The 15,512-nt window shown below is 69.9% G+C and carries 13 protein-coding genes and 2 tRNA genes; 12 read left to right on the forward strand and 3 right to left on the reverse strand.

Annotated elements, in window-relative coordinates; all coding sequences use genetic code 11:
- Positions 1-7: 7 nt before the first annotated feature.
- The gene (locus STBA_RS24900) at positions 8-1,075 is read right to left on the reverse strand and encodes an acyltransferase family protein (protein WP_366510875.1); all 1,068 of its coding nucleotides are present in this window, start codon (positions 1,073-1,075) and stop codon (positions 8-10) included.
- Positions 1,076-1,640: 565 nt separating this feature from the next.
- Between STBA_RS24900 and STBA_RS24905 the strand changes: the two genes are divergently transcribed.
- Complete coding sequence (locus tag STBA_RS24905; protein ID WP_077061373.1) at positions 1,641-1,859, forward strand: hypothetical protein; 219 nt, start codon at positions 1,641-1,643, stop codon at positions 1,857-1,859.
- A gap of 51 nt (positions 1,860-1,910) precedes the next feature.
- Here STBA_RS24905 and STBA_RS24910 read toward each other — a convergent pair.
- Positions 1,911-1,981 (reverse strand) — tRNA-Gly (locus tag STBA_RS24910).
- A 118-nt stretch (positions 1,982-2,099) separates the two neighbouring features.
- Here STBA_RS24910 and STBA_RS24915 point away from each other — a divergent pair.
- The 5 genes from STBA_RS24915 to clpX all read left to right on the forward strand — a co-directional run bounded on the left by STBA_RS24915 (position 2,100) and on the right by clpX (position 6,643).
- Positions 2,100-2,176 (forward strand) — tRNA-Pro (locus tag STBA_RS24915).
- 100 nt (positions 2,177-2,276) lie between these two features.
- Entirely contained in the window at positions 2,277-3,689 is a 1,413-nt protein-coding gene (gene tig, locus STBA_RS24920) for a trigger factor (protein WP_077061374.1), read from the forward strand.
- Between the two features lie 135 nt (positions 3,690-3,824).
- Entirely contained in the window at positions 3,825-4,439 is a 615-nt protein-coding gene (locus STBA_RS24925) for an ATP-dependent Clp protease proteolytic subunit (RefSeq protein ID WP_077061375.1), read from the forward strand.
- A 61-nt stretch (positions 4,440-4,500) separates the two neighbouring features.
- Positions 4,501-5,151 carry an ATP-dependent Clp protease proteolytic subunit gene (locus tag STBA_RS24930; RefSeq protein WP_077061376.1) on the forward strand — a complete coding sequence of 217 codons (651 nt, stop codon included), beginning with the start codon at positions 4,501-4,503 and terminating at the stop codon, positions 5,149-5,151.
- 190 nt (positions 5,152-5,341) lie between these two features.
- Positions 5,342-6,643 carry an ATP-dependent Clp protease ATP-binding subunit ClpX gene (clpX, locus tag STBA_RS24935; protein WP_077061377.1) on the forward strand — a complete coding sequence of 434 codons (1,302 nt, stop codon included), beginning with the start codon at positions 5,342-5,344 and terminating at the stop codon, positions 6,641-6,643.
- Positions 6,644-6,719: 76 nt separating this feature from the next.
- On the opposite strand, the gene STBA_RS37990 is transcribed toward clpX, so the two are convergent.
- Complete coding sequence (locus STBA_RS37990) at positions 6,720-7,790, reverse strand: hypothetical protein (RefSeq protein ID WP_171987781.1); 1,071 nt, start codon at positions 7,788-7,790, stop codon at positions 6,720-6,722.
- Between the two features lie 204 nt (positions 7,791-7,994).
- Between STBA_RS37990 and STBA_RS24945 the strand changes: the two genes are divergently transcribed.
- The 6 genes from STBA_RS24945 to mreC all read left to right on the forward strand — a co-directional run bounded on the left by STBA_RS24945 (position 7,995) and on the right by mreC (position 15,510).
- Positions 7,995-10,622 (forward strand): valine--tRNA ligase, encoded by a 2,628-nt coding sequence (locus tag STBA_RS24945; protein ID WP_077061379.1) that lies wholly within the window; start codon positions 7,995-7,997, stop codon positions 10,620-10,622.
- A 37-nt stretch (positions 10,623-10,659) separates the two neighbouring features.
- A complete protein-coding gene (locus STBA_RS24950) occupies positions 10,660-12,201 on the forward strand; it encodes a folylpolyglutamate synthase/dihydrofolate synthase family protein (RefSeq protein WP_077061380.1) in 1,542 nt (513 codons plus the stop codon).
- On the forward strand, positions 12,201-12,530 hold the full coding sequence (locus STBA_RS24955) for a DUF4233 domain-containing protein (protein ID WP_077061381.1): 330 nt from the start codon (positions 12,201-12,203) through the stop codon (positions 12,528-12,530). Before STBA_RS24950 ends, STBA_RS24955 begins: the two co-directional genes overlap by 1 nt.
- A gap of 105 nt (positions 12,531-12,635) precedes the next feature.
- A complete protein-coding gene (ndk, locus tag STBA_RS24960) occupies positions 12,636-13,049 on the forward strand; it encodes a nucleoside-diphosphate kinase (protein ID WP_077061382.1) in 414 nt (137 codons plus the stop codon).
- Positions 13,050-13,382: 333 nt separating this feature from the next.
- Positions 13,383-14,402 carry a rod shape-determining protein gene (locus tag STBA_RS24965; protein ID WP_077063569.1) on the forward strand — a complete coding sequence of 340 codons (1,020 nt, stop codon included), beginning with the start codon at positions 13,383-13,385 and terminating at the stop codon, positions 14,400-14,402.
- 121 nt (positions 14,403-14,523) lie between these two features.
- The gene (mreC, locus tag STBA_RS24970) at positions 14,524-15,510 is read left to right on the forward strand and encodes a rod shape-determining protein MreC (RefSeq protein ID WP_077061383.1); all 987 of its coding nucleotides are present in this window, start codon (positions 14,524-14,526) and stop codon (positions 15,508-15,510) included.
- The last annotated feature ends 2 nt before the right edge of the window (positions 15,511-15,512 follow it).

Genomic DNA, 15,512 nt, shown 5'->3' on the forward strand with positions numbered 1-15,512 from the left:
CCGAGGCTCAACTCCCGGTTCTGGCCGGGCGGTGGCCGCCGGTGCCGGTGTCCTTGCTGCGGGTGTCCTTGGGGCCGGTGTCCTTGCGGAACGCCCAGTCCATGGACGGCTCCACCAGGACGCGGAACGCCCGCCGCACCGGCGCCGTGCACAGCACGGTGACCACGGCGGCGCCGATCACCGTCACCACCACCCGGCCGCCGGGGGAGTTGACCCAGTCCGCCGCGTACCAGTCCCACCAGCGCGACGCCTTGGCGACGAAGCCGTGCAGCAGGTAGCCGTAGATGGTGCCGGCGCCGAGCGCCGTGAACCACATGCGGCGTTCCGGCACGAACGCCAGGAAGCAGGCGGTGAGCAGCAGGCCGCAGCCGAAGAGGGCGGGCGTCATCACCACGCCTGCCCACCACTCCGCGCCCATGTCCTGGGCGCTGTTGGTTCGGTAGAACCAGCTGTGCTCCATCCGCGGCACCGCCCACCAGGCGACGACGAGGGCGGTCAGCATCGCGGGCACGGCGAGCAGTTGCACCCAGCGCTCGCGCACCCAGTGGAAGTGCTCGCGGCGCAGGTGGAGCCCGATGACGAAGAACGGCAGGAGCTGGAGCACCCGCTGGAGGTTCAGGTCGTTGCCGATGTGGGGGGACACGGACGCGAGGACCGCGATGGCGAGCGAGACCGGCACCGGCCAGCGGACGATCCGCCAGATCGGCGCGGTCAGCCGCCAGATGAACAGGGCGATCAGGAACCAGGTGACGTAGTAGGGGTCGAGCAGGCTGAACGGTGCGGAGGGGTTGTCGGTGCCCCAGCGCTTGAAGAGGACGTACCCGGCCTCGAAGATCAGGTACGGCACCCCGACACCGGTGATCAGGCGCTTCAGCTGGTCGGGCCTGCCGGTGTAGTTGCGGGAGAAGTAGCCGGCGATGAGGATGAACGCCGGCATGTGGAAGGTGTAGACGAAGAGGTAGAGGGCCGAGGCGGTCTGTGAGTCGTCCCGCAGCGGCGTCCAGGCGTGGCCCACGGCCACCAGGAGGATCGCCAGGTACTTGGCGTTGTCGAAGTAGGGGTCGCGCGGCTTCACCCGTGCCGAGCCGTCCGTGACTGTCGGTGGGGGGTCAGCCGCCTCGGCCCGTGCCGTGGGCAAAGGGGCTCGTTGATTACGGACGTGCAACATTGTCCGCACGATAGCGGGCCCGCGGGGGGTCCGTAAATTGTGTGGACGCCATGGCCGGTGGATTATGCGGTGGCACGTCGTGAATCGGGTGACTGAGCGGGCATGGATCGATCCGACGTCCGAAATGGCATGAATTGGCCGTCTTAAATGCGGCGTATCACCGCGCACGAGCCTCCCGGTCGCGCGCCGGTCCGCGCGCCGTCCGGGACGGAACGGCCGCGCGGCGACCCAATCCCGCGCCGCCCGTGAGGGCCGGGGAATTACCCGCGGAAATGATCGCCGAAGCTAACGGGACGATAACGGGACACCTTGGTACGCAGGGTATGGGGGAGGTGTACAGGTCGACCGGACGGTGCGTCACCGCTCTCCACGGCACCTCTCGTTGATGGCACGATGGTGCCTGCGGGGGTGCGGCGGCCGTGGTCAAGCCCCTGACGGAGCAGAGGCGAACCTTCCGAAGGTGTGATCAGTTGTGGTTATTTCGTTCTCTCTGGCCCTGCTGTTCGGCGTGATCATGTTCTTCATGATCCGCGGCGGGGTGATCAAGTGGGGACCGGCCATCGTGGCGATCCTCTTCGGCTTCTCCCTCGCGTCCACCGGCGCGGCCGACCCCATAGAGGACTTCCTGAACGGGGTCACCGACGCGGTCGACAATGTGGACGACTCCATCAACGACTCGGGCGGCGAGTGACCCGACACACAAGGCCCGGCACCCCGAGGGGGGCCGGGCCCTGCAACACGGAGCGGGCGACGGGAATCGAACCCGCGTAGCTGGTTTGGAAGACCAGGGCTCTACCATTGAGCTACGCCCGCGACGGTGTGCATCGTAGCAGTGCCCCCGTGTCGCGCGGGCGGGCCGGGGTGCCGCCGGTCCCGGGGAAACCTCACCGCGTGCGGCCCTGTACGCTACGTGTCGCGTCGTGAGCCTCTGCGGGGTGTGGCGCAGCTTGGCAGCGCGTCCGCTTTGGGAGCGGAAGGCCGTCGGTTCGAATCCGGCCACCCCGACCACGTACTATGAATGACCCGCGCGCCTGTCGTGTGTCCGCGTAAGGGGCTCCTTCAGAAAATCGCGCCAGCCCTCTTGATGCCAGCCCCAAGGAGACCGACCGTGAAGAGCGCCGTGGAGACCCTGAACCCCACCCGGGTTCGGCTCACTGTCGAGGTGCCCTTCGAGGAGCTCAAGCCCAGCCTCGACGCGGCGTACCGGAAGATCAACCAGCAGGTGCAGGTGCCGGGCTTCCGCAAGGGCAAGATCCCGGCCCGCATCATCGACCAGCGTTTCGGCCGCGGTGCGGTGCTGGAAGAGGCGGTGAACGAAGCGCTTCCGAAGTTCTACAGCGAAGCGCTCACCGAAGGCGAGATCAGCCCGCTCGGCCAGCCCGAGGTGGACATCACCGAGCTCAAGGACAACGAGCTGCTGACGTTCACCGCCGAGGTGGACATCCGTCCCGAGATCGAGATCCCGGACTACTCCGGTATCGAGGTCACCGTCGACGCCGTCGAGGTCAGCGACGAGGACATCGACTCCGCCGTCGAGCGGCTGCGCGAGCGCTTCGCCTCCTCCACCGTCGTGGAGCGGGCCGCCGCCGAGGGCGACGAGGTCAAGATCGACCTGGAGGCCCGCGTCGACGGCGAGGTCCTGGAGGACGGCGTCGCCTCCGGTGTGAGCTACACCATCGGCTCGGGCCAGATGCTGGACGGCCTGGACGAGGCCGTCACCGGCCTGGAGGCCGGCGGTACCGCCACGTTCACCAGCGAGCTGAAGGGCGGCTCCCGCGCCGGCAGCGAAGCCGAGGTCTCGGTGGTGGTCGAGTCCGTTTCCAGTCGCGAACTGCCCGAGCTGGACGACGAGTTCGCCCAGCTCGCCAGCGAGTTCGACACGCTGGCGGAGCTGCGCGAGGACAGCCGCACGCGGCTGGCCGACGAGAAGAAGTACCAGCAGGCCACCGAGGCCCAGGAGAAGGTGCTGGACGCGCTGCTCGAGCTGGTCGAGGTCCCGATCCCGCAGAAGCTGCTCGCGGACGAGGTCGAGACCCGCAAGCACAATCTGGAGCACCACCAGCTCGGCCAGCTGGGGATGGACCTGGACGCCTACCTGGCGCTCCAGGAGAAGTCCCTTGAGGAGTTCGAGGCCGAGCTGAAGGAGCAGGCCGAGAAGGGCATCCGCACCCAGTTCGTGCTGGACGAGGTCGCCAAGCAGGAGAAGCTCAGCGTCAGCCAGGAGGAGCTGACCGAGCACCTGATGCGCCGCGCGCAGTCCTCGGGCATGGGCCCCGACCAGTTCGCCAAGGCCGTCGTCGAGGGCGGCCAGGTGCAGATGCTGGTCGGCGAGGTCCGCCGGGGCAAGGCGCTGGCCGCCGTCGTCGAGTCCGTCACCGTGAACGACAGCAACGGCGAGCCGGTCCACCTCGACGAGGACGAGGACGAGGCGGGGCAGGACGCGGCGGCCGAGGCCGGGCAGGACGCGCCGGCCGAGACCGGGGACGCCGCCGCCGAGGGCACCGCGAAGGCCGACGACTGACCTGCGCTCACAGCGAACAGTTCCCAGGTCGGGATGGGTCGGTCGGGACAGCGCGTTAGGGTCCGTAGGTACAACGCAGATGTCAAGCGACGGCCGGGCGTACGCGTGGCCGTCCGAGAATGAGCAGGTGGATACGTGACGCTCTTGATGCCTTCCGCCATGGCGGAGCCGAAGAATGGCAGCCTCGGCGATCAGGTTTACAACCGGCTGCTCGACGAGCGGATCATCTTCCTGGGACAGCCGGTCGACGATGACATCGCCAACCGGATCACCGCGCAGCTGCTGCTCCTGGCCGCCGATCCGGACAAGGACATCTTCCTCTACATCAACAGCCCCGGCGGCTCCATCCAGGCCGGCATGGCGATCTACGACACCATGCAGTACATCAAGAACGACGTGGTCACCATCGCCATGGGCCTGGCCGCCTCGATGGGCCAGTTCCTGCTGACGGCCGGCGCCCCGGGCAAGCGCTACGCGCTGCCCAACGCCGACATTCTGATCCACCAGCCCTCCGCCGGCCTGGCCGGCTCCGCGTCGGACATCAAGATCCACGCGGAGCAGCTGCTGCGCACCAAGGCCAAGATGGCCAAGCTCTCCGCCGAGCACTCGGGCGTGAGCATCGAGCAGTGGGAGCGGGACGCCGACCGGGACCGCTGGTTCACCGTCGAGGAGGCCCGTGACTACGGCCTGATCGACCGGGTCATCACCAGCGCGGCCGACATCGCGGGCGGCGGCGGCACGGGCGCCTGAGCCCGCCCTGCCCGCCCCGCAGCCCCGATCGAAAGCCAACGACCAAGGCGGTACACAACCGATGAACTCCTTTCCCGGCTCCGGCCTCTACGAGCGTCTCCCGGCCGAGTCCCGCTACATCATTCCGCGCTTCGTCGAGCGGACCTCGCAGGGTGTGCGGGAGTACGACCCGTACGCCAAGCTGTTCGAGGAGCGCGTGATCTTCCTCGGCGTCCAGATCGACGACGCCTCGGCCAACGACGTGATGGCGCAGCTGCTGTGCCTGGAGTCGATGGACCCGGACCGCGACATCCAGATCTACATCAACAGCCCCGGCGGCTCGTTCACCGCGCTGACCGCGATCTACGACACGATGGAGTTCGTGAAGCCGGAGATCCAGACGGTGTGCATGGGCCAGGCGGCCTCCGCCGCGGCCGTGCTGCTCGCGGCCGGCACGCACGGCAAGCGCATGGCCCTGCCGAACGCTCGGGTGCTCATCCACCAGCCCTACTCCGAGACCGGGCGCGGGCAGGTCTCCGACCTGGAGATCGCGGCGCGCGAGGTGCAGCGGATGCGCGTGCAGCTGGAGGAGATGCTGGCCAAGCACTCCACCCAGCCGATCGAGCAGATCCGCGACGACATCGAGCGCGACAAGATCCTCACCGCTGAGGAATCGGTGGCGTACGGCCTGATCGACCAGATCGTGACCACGCGCACCACGACGGCCGTCTGAGCCGTCACCGGCACCACTTGACAGGACAACGCAAGAGGACGACTGGCCACCCCCTATTGACGGGAAGGCCCCGCGGAGGGGGATTCCCGTCAAGGGGGGCCATTCCACCGCGGCGACAAGGTACCGTCGTCTTCAGAAAGCATGAGTGCACCGTCTCCCCGGCGGTGCGCAGGCGAAGGGGAAGCACCTCGTGGCACGCATCGGTGATGGCGGCGATCTGCTCAAGTGCTCGTTCTGCGGCAAGAGCCAGAAACAGGTGAAGAAGCTCATCGCGGGTCCGGGGGTCTACATCTGCGACGAGTGCATCGATCTCTGCAACGAGATCATCGAGGAGGAGCTGGCCGAGTCGCCCGACTCGGACCTCAGCGAGCTCCCGAAGCCGCGCGAGATCTTCGATTTCCTGGAAAGTTATGTGGTCGGCCAGGAAGACGCCAAGAAGGCGCTTTCGGTTGCCGTGTACAACCACTACAAGCGTGTGCGGGCGAGCGAGGCAGACGCCGGCTCGCGCGACGAGGAGATCGAGCTGGCCAAGTCCAACATCCTGCTCCTGGGCCCGACCGGCTCGGGGAAGACCCTGTTGGCGCAGACACTGGCCCGCATGCTCAACGTTCCGTTCGCCATCACGGACGCCACCGCGCTGACGGAGGCGGGCTACGTCGGCGAGGACGTGGAAAACATCCTGCTCAAGCTCATCCAGGCCGCGGACTACGACATCAAGAAGGCCGAGCAGGGCATCATCTACATCGACGAGATCGACAAGGTCGCCCGCAAGAGCGAAAACCCGTCGATCACCCGGGACGTCTCCGGGGAGGGCGTCCAGCAGGCCCTGCTGAAGATCCTTGAGGGCACCACGGCGGCGGTGCCGCCGCAGGGCGGGCGTAAGCACCCGCACCAGGAGTTCCTTCAGATCGACACCTCCAACGTGCTGTTCATCGTGGGCGGGGCCTTCGCGGGCCTGGACGAGATCATCCGGGCCCGGTCGGGTGCCCGGGGCATCGGCTTCGGCGCCGACATCCGGTCGAAGCGCGACCGGAACACCGCTCAGCTGCTGACGGACGCGCTGCCCGAGGACATGGTGAAGTACGGCATGATCCCGGAGTTCATCGGCCGTCTCCCCGTGATCACCTCGGTGCACAATCTCGACCGTGAGGCACTGCTGCGCATCCTCGTCGAGCCGCGCAACGCGCTGGTCAAGCAGTATCAGCGGCTGTTCGAGCTGGACGGGGTGGAGCTGGAGTTCGATCTTCCCGCGCTGGAGGCGATCGCCGACCAGGCCATTCTGCGGGGCACCGGCGCCCGTGGCCTGCGCGCGATCATGGAGGAAGTCCTCGAATCCGTGATGTACGAGGTGCCCTCCCGGCAGGACGTGGGCCAGGTCCTGGTCACCGAAGAGGTGGTGCGGTCCAATGTCAACCCGACGCTGGTCCCGCGCTCCCGGCTGAGCAAGCAGCAGCGCGGCGGCGCCGTTCCGCCGCAGGAGAAGACGGCCTAGGGCTTTCGGCCCGCAGGAACGGGGCCGGACCGCGCGCTCGCGGTCCGGCCCCGTTCCGGTGTCTGCGCCGGGCGGCTCACGCCTCCTGGAGCGAGTTCGTGCGGAACTCCTTGGTGATGTCCGCGCTCTCCTCAAGGCCGATCGGCTCGGGCGCGCTCAGCTCCGGCATCTCGGTCGCGTTCGGGTCGAAGTCCGCCGGGAGGTCGGGCGTCGGGGTGAGGATCACGATGCCCATGGTGCTGTAGTCCGCCCAGACGCACACCGACGCCTCGGCCCGGTAGCCGAGGTCGGGGTCGTTCTCCAGGCCGCGCGCCGCCTGGCACTTGACGTACGCCTGGTCGTCGCTGAAGTTGCTGGGGCTGTCGACCAGCTCCATCTCGGTGTCGCCCGACGCCTCCTCGGCGGCCAGGGCGAACAGCGCGTCGACGCCGGCCTCGGGGTCGGGCACCTCGCCCCACATGCCGCCGACGATGGAGACCACGCTGCCGGGCGGGGGGATGTCCTCGGGCTGGAAGGTGGCGTACGTACCGCTGTCGCCCTCCATCCCGGACAGGCCCAGCTCGGCCTGCTCCTGCTCGTCCGGCATCTGCATGCCGCCCTGGTCGGGGGCCCGCTGGAAGTCGCCGCTGGTCTCGGGAAGGCTCAGCGTGTAGGCGGTGCCGTCGTCGGAGGGGGCGCCGGTCGCGCCGCCCTCGTCGTCACCGCCGAGCAGGAAGAACGCGCCGCCGCCGATCACCGCGAGCGCGGCGACCACGGCGATGACGACGAGCGTCGTCTTGTTCTTCCCGCCACCCGGCGCCCCGCCACCCGGCGGGGGACCTTGCCCGTACGGCGGCGGGCCCTGCGGGGGCTGCTGGCCGTAAGGGCCGGGCGGCTGCGGCTGCCCGTACCCGCCGGGCGCCCCGGGGGGCGGGCCCGGCTGACCCGGCACGCCCGGCGCCCCGTGGGGCGGGGCGGGCTGACCTGGCTGCTGGGGGAAGCCGTAGCCACCGCCGGGCGGCGGTCCGCCCGGGGCGCCGCCCTGTCCGTACGGCCCGCCGCCCGGCGGCGGGCCCTGCGGCGGCTGCGCCCCGTACGGTCCTGGCTGTCCTGGCGGCGGACCCTGCGGGGGTTGCTGGCCGTACGGGCCCGGCTGGTTATGACTCATGGCGCTTCCCCTTTAGGAGCTGTTTGCTGCGCAGTTGTACGTACGCGATACCTCCGACCATCCTGTCTGACGAGATGCCTCCCTGTACATTCGCGGCCCCCGGGCTTCTCGGAAGCCGCCGCCGGGGGCGGGGGCCCCGGCGTCAAAGGGCCGCCGAGCGCAACCGATTCGAATTCGGGACATGGCTCCTCATAGACTTGACTCGTGACCGAGAACACCCAGCCGCCCGCCGACGGGCCCCGCAGCGCCCCTGCCGATCTGCCGACGCAGTACACGCCGGCCGACGTAGAGGAGAGGCTGTACGAACGCTGGGTGGAGCGCGGGTACTTCGCGGCGGACGCCGCCAGCGGCAAGGACGCGTACACCATCGTCATCCCCCCGCCGAACGTGTACGGAAGTCTGCACATCGGGCACGCCTTCGAGCACACGCTGATCGACGCCCTCACACGCCGGAAGCGGATGCAGGGCTTCGAGACGCTGTGGCAGCCGGGCATGGACCACGCGGGCATCGCCACGCAGAATGCGGTCGAGCGGCAGCTCGCCGCGGAGGGCACCTCCCGGCACGACCTCGGGCGCGACGCCTTCGTGGAGCGCGTCTGGCGGTGGAAGGCGGAGTCCGGCGGCCAGATCCAGGGCCAGATGCGGCGGCTCGGCGACGGCGTCGACTGGTCGCGCGACCGGTTCACCATGGACGAGGGGCTGTCCCGCGCCGTTCAGACGATCTTCAAGCGGCTGTACGACGACGGGCTGATCTACCGGGCCGAGCGCATCATCAACTGGTGTCCGCGCTGCCTGACCGCCATCTCCGACATCGAGGTGGCCTACCAGGAGGACGACGGCGAGCTGGTCTCCATCCGCTACGGCGAGGGCGAGGACTCGGTCGTGGTCGCGACCACCCGCGCCGAGACGATGCTCGGCGACACCGCCGTGGCCGTGCACCCGGACGACGAGCGGTACGCGCACCTGGTCGGCAGGACGGTCGAACTGCCGCTGACCGGCCGTTCGATCCCGGTGGTCGCCGACGAGCACGTCGACCCCGAGTTCGGGACCGGTGCGGTCAAGGTCACCCCGGCCCACGATCCGAACGACTTCGAGATCGGCCGCCGGCACGGCCTGCCGCAGCTGACGGTCATGGACGAGCGTGCCGTGATCACCGCGCCGGGGCCGTTCCAGGGCCTCGACCGGCTGGAGGCCAGGTCCGCGGTCGTCGGCGCGTTGCGCGCCGAGGGGCGCATCGTTGCCGAGAAGCGCCCGTACCAGCACTCCGTCGGGCACTGCTCGCGCTGCCAGACCACCATCGAGCCGCGGCTGTCCATGCAGTGGTGGGTGAAGGTCGGCCCGCTGGCCAAGGAGGCGGGGGACGCCGTCCGCGACGGGCGGGTCACCATCCACCCCAAGGAGATGTCCTCCCGGTACTTCGAGTGGGTGGACAATCTGCACGACTGGTGCATTTCCCGCCAGTTGTGGTGGGGGCACCGCATCCCCGTCTGGTACGGCCCCGGTGGCGAGGTCCGCTGTGTCGGCCCGGAAGAGGAGCCGCCGTCCGGCCCCGGCTGGCATCAGGACACCGACGTGCTGGACACCTGGTTCTCCTCAGGACTGTGGCCGTTCTCCACCCTCGGCTGGCCGGAGCGCACCGCGAGCCTGGAGAAGTTCTATCCGAACTCGGTGCTGGTCACCGGCTACGACATCCTCTTCTTCTGGGTCGCCAGGATGATGATGTTCGGCCTCTACGCGATGGACGGCGCACCGCCGTTCCGCACGATCGCCCTCCACGGCATGGTCCGCGACCAGTTCGGCAAGAAGATGTCGCGGTCGTTCGGCAATGTGATCAATCCGCTGGAGTGGATGGACGCCTACGGGTCCGACGCCGTCCGCTTCACGCTGGCCCGCGGGGCCAACCCCGGCGTCGACGTGCCCGTCGGTGAGGACTGGGTGCAGGCTTCGCGCAATTTCGCCAACAAAGTGTGGAACGCGACGCGCTTCGCCCTGCTCAACGGCGCCACCGTCGAAGGGCCGCTGCCCGGCGCCGAGGAGCTGTCCGCGACCGACCGGTGGGTCCTCTCGCGGCTCAACGCGACGATCGCCGAGGTCGACGCCTACTACGACGACTACCAGTTCGCCAAGCTGAGCGACGCCCTCTTCCACTTCGCCTGGGACGAGGTCTTCGACTGGTACGTCGAGCTGAGCAAGACGACGTTCGCCGCCGGCGGGCGCCCCGCCGAGGTCTCCCGGCGCGTGCTCGGCGAGGTCCTCGACGTCACGCTGCGGCTGCTGCACCCGGTGATGCCGTTCGTCACCGAGGAGTTGTGGACCACGCTCACCGGCGGTGAGTCGGTCGTCGTCGCCGACTGGCCCGCCGACTCCGGCTTCCGTGACCTGGCCGCGGAGGAGGAGATCGACGCCGTGCGGCAGTTGGTCACCGAGGTCCGCAGGTTCCGCGCAGACCAGGGCCTCCAGCCAGGCCAGCGCGTTCCGGCCGCGCTCGACCTCGCGGGCACCCGGCTCGGCGCGCACGAGGAGGCGGTGCGCGCCCTGCTGCGCCTCCAGCCGGCCGGCGAGGGCTTCCACGCGACCGCCACGCTGCCGGTGGCGGGCGCCACCGTCGCGCTCGACCTGTCCGGGGCCATCGACTTCGAGGCCGAGCGCAAGCGCCTGGCCAAGGACCTCGCCGCCGCGGAGAAGGAGCTGGCGCAGACCACGGCGAAGCTCGGCAACGAGAGCTTCCTGGCCAAGGCGCCCGCGCCCGTGGTCGACAAGATCCGCGTGCGCCAGGACACCGCACGCGCCGACATCGAGCGCATCCGCACCCAGCTGGCGGGCCTCCCGTGACCGCGGGGCTGTCGGCGGACGTCCGTAGACTGGCCGTGTGAGCGACACACCCGCGCCGGACACGCCCGACTCCGGCGGTCCCCTGGAAGAGTTCGAAGACATCGTGGCCGCCGAGGGGGCCCGCGACCCCGACCTCGCGGTGATCGAGGCGGGCAGCCGCACCCTGCGCACCCAGGCCGGTGCTTCGCGGGAGGCGGACCTGCCGGGCCGCCCCGCCGACCCGGAGACCGACCGGGCGCTGCGCGAGGTCGAGACCGAGCTGTCCAAGCGCTGGCCGGAGACCAAGCTGGACCCCTCGGTGGTCCGTATCCGCGCGCTGATGGACGTGCTCGGCGAGCCGCAGCGTTCGTACCCGGCCATCCACGTCACGGGGACGAACGGCAAGACGAGTACCGCTCGCATGATCGAGACGCTGCTCACCGCGTTCGAGCTGCGCACCGGCCGCTTCAGCAGCCCGCACGTCCAGTCCATCACCGAGCGCATCAGCCTGGACGGGGCGCCGGTGCCGGCCGAGCGCTTCGTCGCCGCCTACGAGGACGTGAAGCCCTACGTCGAGCTGGTCGACGCCCGGGAGGACTACCGGCTGTCGTTCTTCGAGGTGCTCACGGGCATGGCGTACGCGACGTTCGCCGACGCGCCGGTGGACGTGGCGATCGTCGAGGTCGGCATGGGCGGCACCTGGGACGCGACCAACGTCATCGACGGCCAGGTCGCGGTGATCACCCCGATCGGACTCGACCACACCGAGCGGCTGGGCGACACGCCCGAGAAGATCGCGGTCGAGAAGGCCGGGATCATCAAGGCCGACGCCCGCGTGGTGCTCGCCCAGCAGCCGATCGACGCCGCCTCCGTGATCCTGCGACGCGCCGTCGAGGAGAACGCGACGGTGGCCAGGGAGGGCCTCGAATTCGGAGTCCTCGCACGGGAGATGGCCGTCGGCGGGCAGCTGCTGACGCTTCGCGGGCTCGGCGGCGAGTACCCGGAGCTCTTCCTCCCGCTGTACGGGGAGCACATGGCGCACAATGCGGCCGTCGCCCTCGCGGCGGTCGAGGCGTTCTTCGGCGTCGGCGCCGCCGTGGGCGCCGGGGGAGAGGCCAGGACCCTGGACGTGGACGTGGTGCGCGAGGCGTTCGCGGCCGTGACCTCGCCCGGGCGGCTCGAAGTGGTGCGCAGCAGCCCCACCGTTCTGCTCGACGCGGCGCACAATCCGCCAGGGGCGCAGGCCGCCGCGGCGGCGGTCACCGAGGCGTTCGGCTTCAGCCGCCTCATCGGCGTCGTCGGCGCGAGCGAGGGCAAGGACGTGCGCGGCCTGCTGGAGGCGTTCGAGCCGATCCTGACCGAGGTCGTGATCACGCAGAACGGGAGCCACCGCGCGCTGGACGCCGACCGGCTGGCCGGGGTGGCGGTCGAGGTCTTCGGCGAGGAGCGCGTCGTCGTCGAGCCGCGCCTCGACGAGGCGCTGGACGCGGCGATCGCGCTGGCCGAGGAGGAGCACGAGTACGCGGGCGCGGGCGTGCTCGTCACGGGCTCGGTGATCACGGTCGGGGAAGCCAGGCTGCTGCTCGGGGGGTCCCGCTGATGCGCACGCTCTGCGCCGGCACGCTCGTCGGGGAGTTCATCGTGATCGGCCTCGCGGGTCTTGTGGCCATGCGGCTTTCCGACGTGCCCACGGGCACCCTCTGGGCGGTCAGCGGCACGGCCATGGTGCTGTGCCTGCTGCTGTGCGGCATGCTCGGCCGCCCGGTCGGCGTGCACCTGGGCTGGGCGCTCCAGGCGGGTCTGATCGCCTCCGGTTTCGTGCTGCCCGCGATGTTCCTGCTGGGCGGGGCGTTCGCCGGTCTGTGGTGGGCGTCGGTCCACTTCGGCCGCGAGGTGGACCGGCTGAAGGCGGCCCGCGCGGCGGCCTGAGGCCGCCCCTGGCCGCCGCAGGCGGGACCGGCGTCGGGCCGCGGGCGCGGGCCCGGTACTCTCATGCTGGCCTCGCTCGCCCCTCTTCCCCAGGAGCCGCCCGATATGAGCCAGCGCACTCTTGTCCTCCTGAAGCCTGACGCGGTCGCCAGGGGCCTGATCGGTGAGATCATCGGCCGGATCGAGCGCAAGGCGGGCTGGACGATTACCGCGATCGAGCTGCGCACGCTGGACCGGGACACGCTTCAGACGCATTATGCGGAGCACGTCGGCCGGCCCTTCTACGCGCCGCTGCTCGATTTCATGTCCGCCGCCCCCAGCGTCGTGCTGGTCGTCGAGGGCGAACGGGTCATCGAGGGCCTGCGGACGCTGGCCGGCCCGACGGACCCGATCGCCGCCGCGCCCGGGTCGATCCGCGGCGACTTCGGCACGATCGTGCGCGAGAACCTGATTCACGCCTCGGACTCGGAGGAGTCCGCCGAACGCGAGCTGAAGATCTTTTTCCCCGGCCTCGCCTGAACGCGCTCCGCGGCCGGTGGCGGCAGCGCACCGCGCGACCTGCGAAGTTCGCCTGAATGCAGTCTTCCATTCCGCTGGGTACAGTCGAACGAGGGAACCCGCCCCCCGAACACGCCGTCACCATGATGGAGGGTGGGCCACGTTCCGCCGACAATGGCGAAACCGGCGCTCCGGCGCTCCGTGTTCGACCGGCCGTGGATACGATGGCATCGCCGCCGCTTTCCCCGCGCAAGCGGGGAGGCCCGCAGGCGCACCGCTCATCGCACTCCACGCCGACCTCCTTGCACAAATCGCTCCAGCTGGAAGGCCAGATGTATCCCTATGGCGAACAATATGTCGTTCATCGGACGTGACATGGCAGTCGACCTCGGGACCGCCAACACGCTGGTGTACGTCAGAGGTCGCGGGATTGTCCTCAACGAGCCGTCGGTCGTCGCCATCAACACCAACACCGGTGGCATTCTCGCGGTGGGCGCCGAGGCGAAGAAGATGATCGGCCGGACTCCCGGCAACATCGTGGCGGTCCGTCCGCTGAAGGACGGCGTCATCGCCGACTTCGAGATCACCGAGCGGATGCTCCGCTACTTCATTCTGAAAATCCACAAGCGCCGCTATCTGGCCCGCCCGCGGGTCGTCGTCTGCGTGCCCTCGGGTATCACCGGCGTGGAGCGGCGTGCCGTCATCGAGGCGTCCACGCAGGCCGGCGCGCGGCAGGTGCACATCATCGAGGAGCCGATGGCCGCGGCGATCGGCTCGGGCCTGCCGGTCCATGAGGCGACCGGCAACATGGTGGTGGACATCGGCGGCGGCACCACCGAGGTCGCGGTGATCTCGCTGGGCGGCATCGTGACGGCGCAGTCGATCCGCACCGCGGGCGATGAGCTGGACAATGCGATCATCCAGCACATCAAGAAGGAATACAGCCTCCTGCTCGGCGAGCGATCGGCGGAGAGCATCAAGATCACCATTGGCTCGGCGCACGACATGGACCAGGACGAGCACACGGAGATCCGCGGGCGCGACCTGGTGAGCGGTCTGCCGAAGACGGTGGTCATCTCCTCCGCGGAGGTGCGCAAGGCCATGGAGGAGCCGGTCAACGCAATCGTGGACGCGGTCAAGACGACGCTGGACAAGTGCCCGCCCGAGCTGTCCGGCGACATCATGGACCGCGGCATCGTCCTCACCGGCGGCGGCGCCCTGCTGCGTGGCCTGGACGAACGGTTGCGCAAGGAAACGGGCATGCCGATCCACATCGCCGAGGACCCGCTGGACTCGGTGGCGCTCGGCTCGGGCAAGTGCGTCGAGGAGTTCGAGGCGCTTCAGCAGGTCCTGGACGCGCAGCCCCGGCGGTGACCGCCGGGCGCGCCACGCCCGCTTCGGTCCGCCGCGTGGAGGGACACCAATCCGCGTGGCGGATCGTTGGCCCAGTGACCGACGATTCCCCTGACCGACCAGAAAGGCACGGCCGCCGCACGTGAGGGACACCCGAGAGAGCCGGCTGCTACTCGTTCTGCTGGTCTCCGTCGCCTTCGCCCTGATCACCATGGACATCCGCAGCGGTGACAACTCCCCGCTGGACGGCGCCAGAGAGGCCGCCGCCTCCGTGTTCGGGCCGGTCGAGGAAGGTGTCGCCGGCGCGGTTGACCCGGTCGCCAACGCCATCTCGGCCGTCCGGGAGTCCGGCGACCGCCGGACGCGCATCAGCGAGCTGGAGCGCGAGAACGCCGAGCTGCGGCAGCAGTTGGGCAGCGAGGAGCACCGCGATTCGCGGATAGAGCAGCTGGACGAGATGCTGCGCACCGCGGGCGCCGGGCAGTACGGCATCGTCGGGGCCCAGGTCATCGCGATCGGCGCCGCGCAGGGCTTCTCCTGGACCGTGACGATCGACGCGGGCAGCGAGGACGGCCTCACCCGCGACATGACCGTGCTGAACGGGGACGGGCTCGTCGGCCGCGTCACCACCGTCGGCCCCGGCACCGCCACGGTGCTGCTGGCCAACGACCCCGGTTTCACCGTCGGCACGCGCCTGGAGGGCAGCGAGGAGCTGGGCCTCGCGACGGGCCGCGGCGACAACACGCTGGACGTGCAGCTGATCAATCAGCAGGCCCGCGTCCAGGAGGGCGACCGCATGGTGACCTTCGGGTCCGAGGAGAACCGGCCGTTCGTGCCGGGCGTTCCGGTCGGCGAGGTCGTCAACGTCGAGCGTTCGACGGGCGATCTGACCAGGACGGTCCAGGTCCAGCCGTACGTGGCTTTCACACAGCTCGACCTCGTGGGCGTCGTCGTCGAGCCGCCCCGCGACAATCCGCGCGACTCGGTGCTGCCGCCGCGTCCGGAGGACGAGGCGCGCAACGAGGAGCAGGAGCGGGACGGCGACGCGGGCGCCGATGCGGACGCCGACGCCGACGCAGGAGCCGCCGACGGCGGCGGGGAAGACGACGACCCGGCGACCAGGAGCTGACC

Origin of the sequence: Streptomyces sp. MP131-18 (genome assembly GCF_001984575.1) — a bacterium.
GTDB classification, from domain to species: Bacteria; Actinomycetota; Actinomycetes; order Streptomycetales; family Streptomycetaceae; genus Streptomyces; species Streptomyces johnsoniae.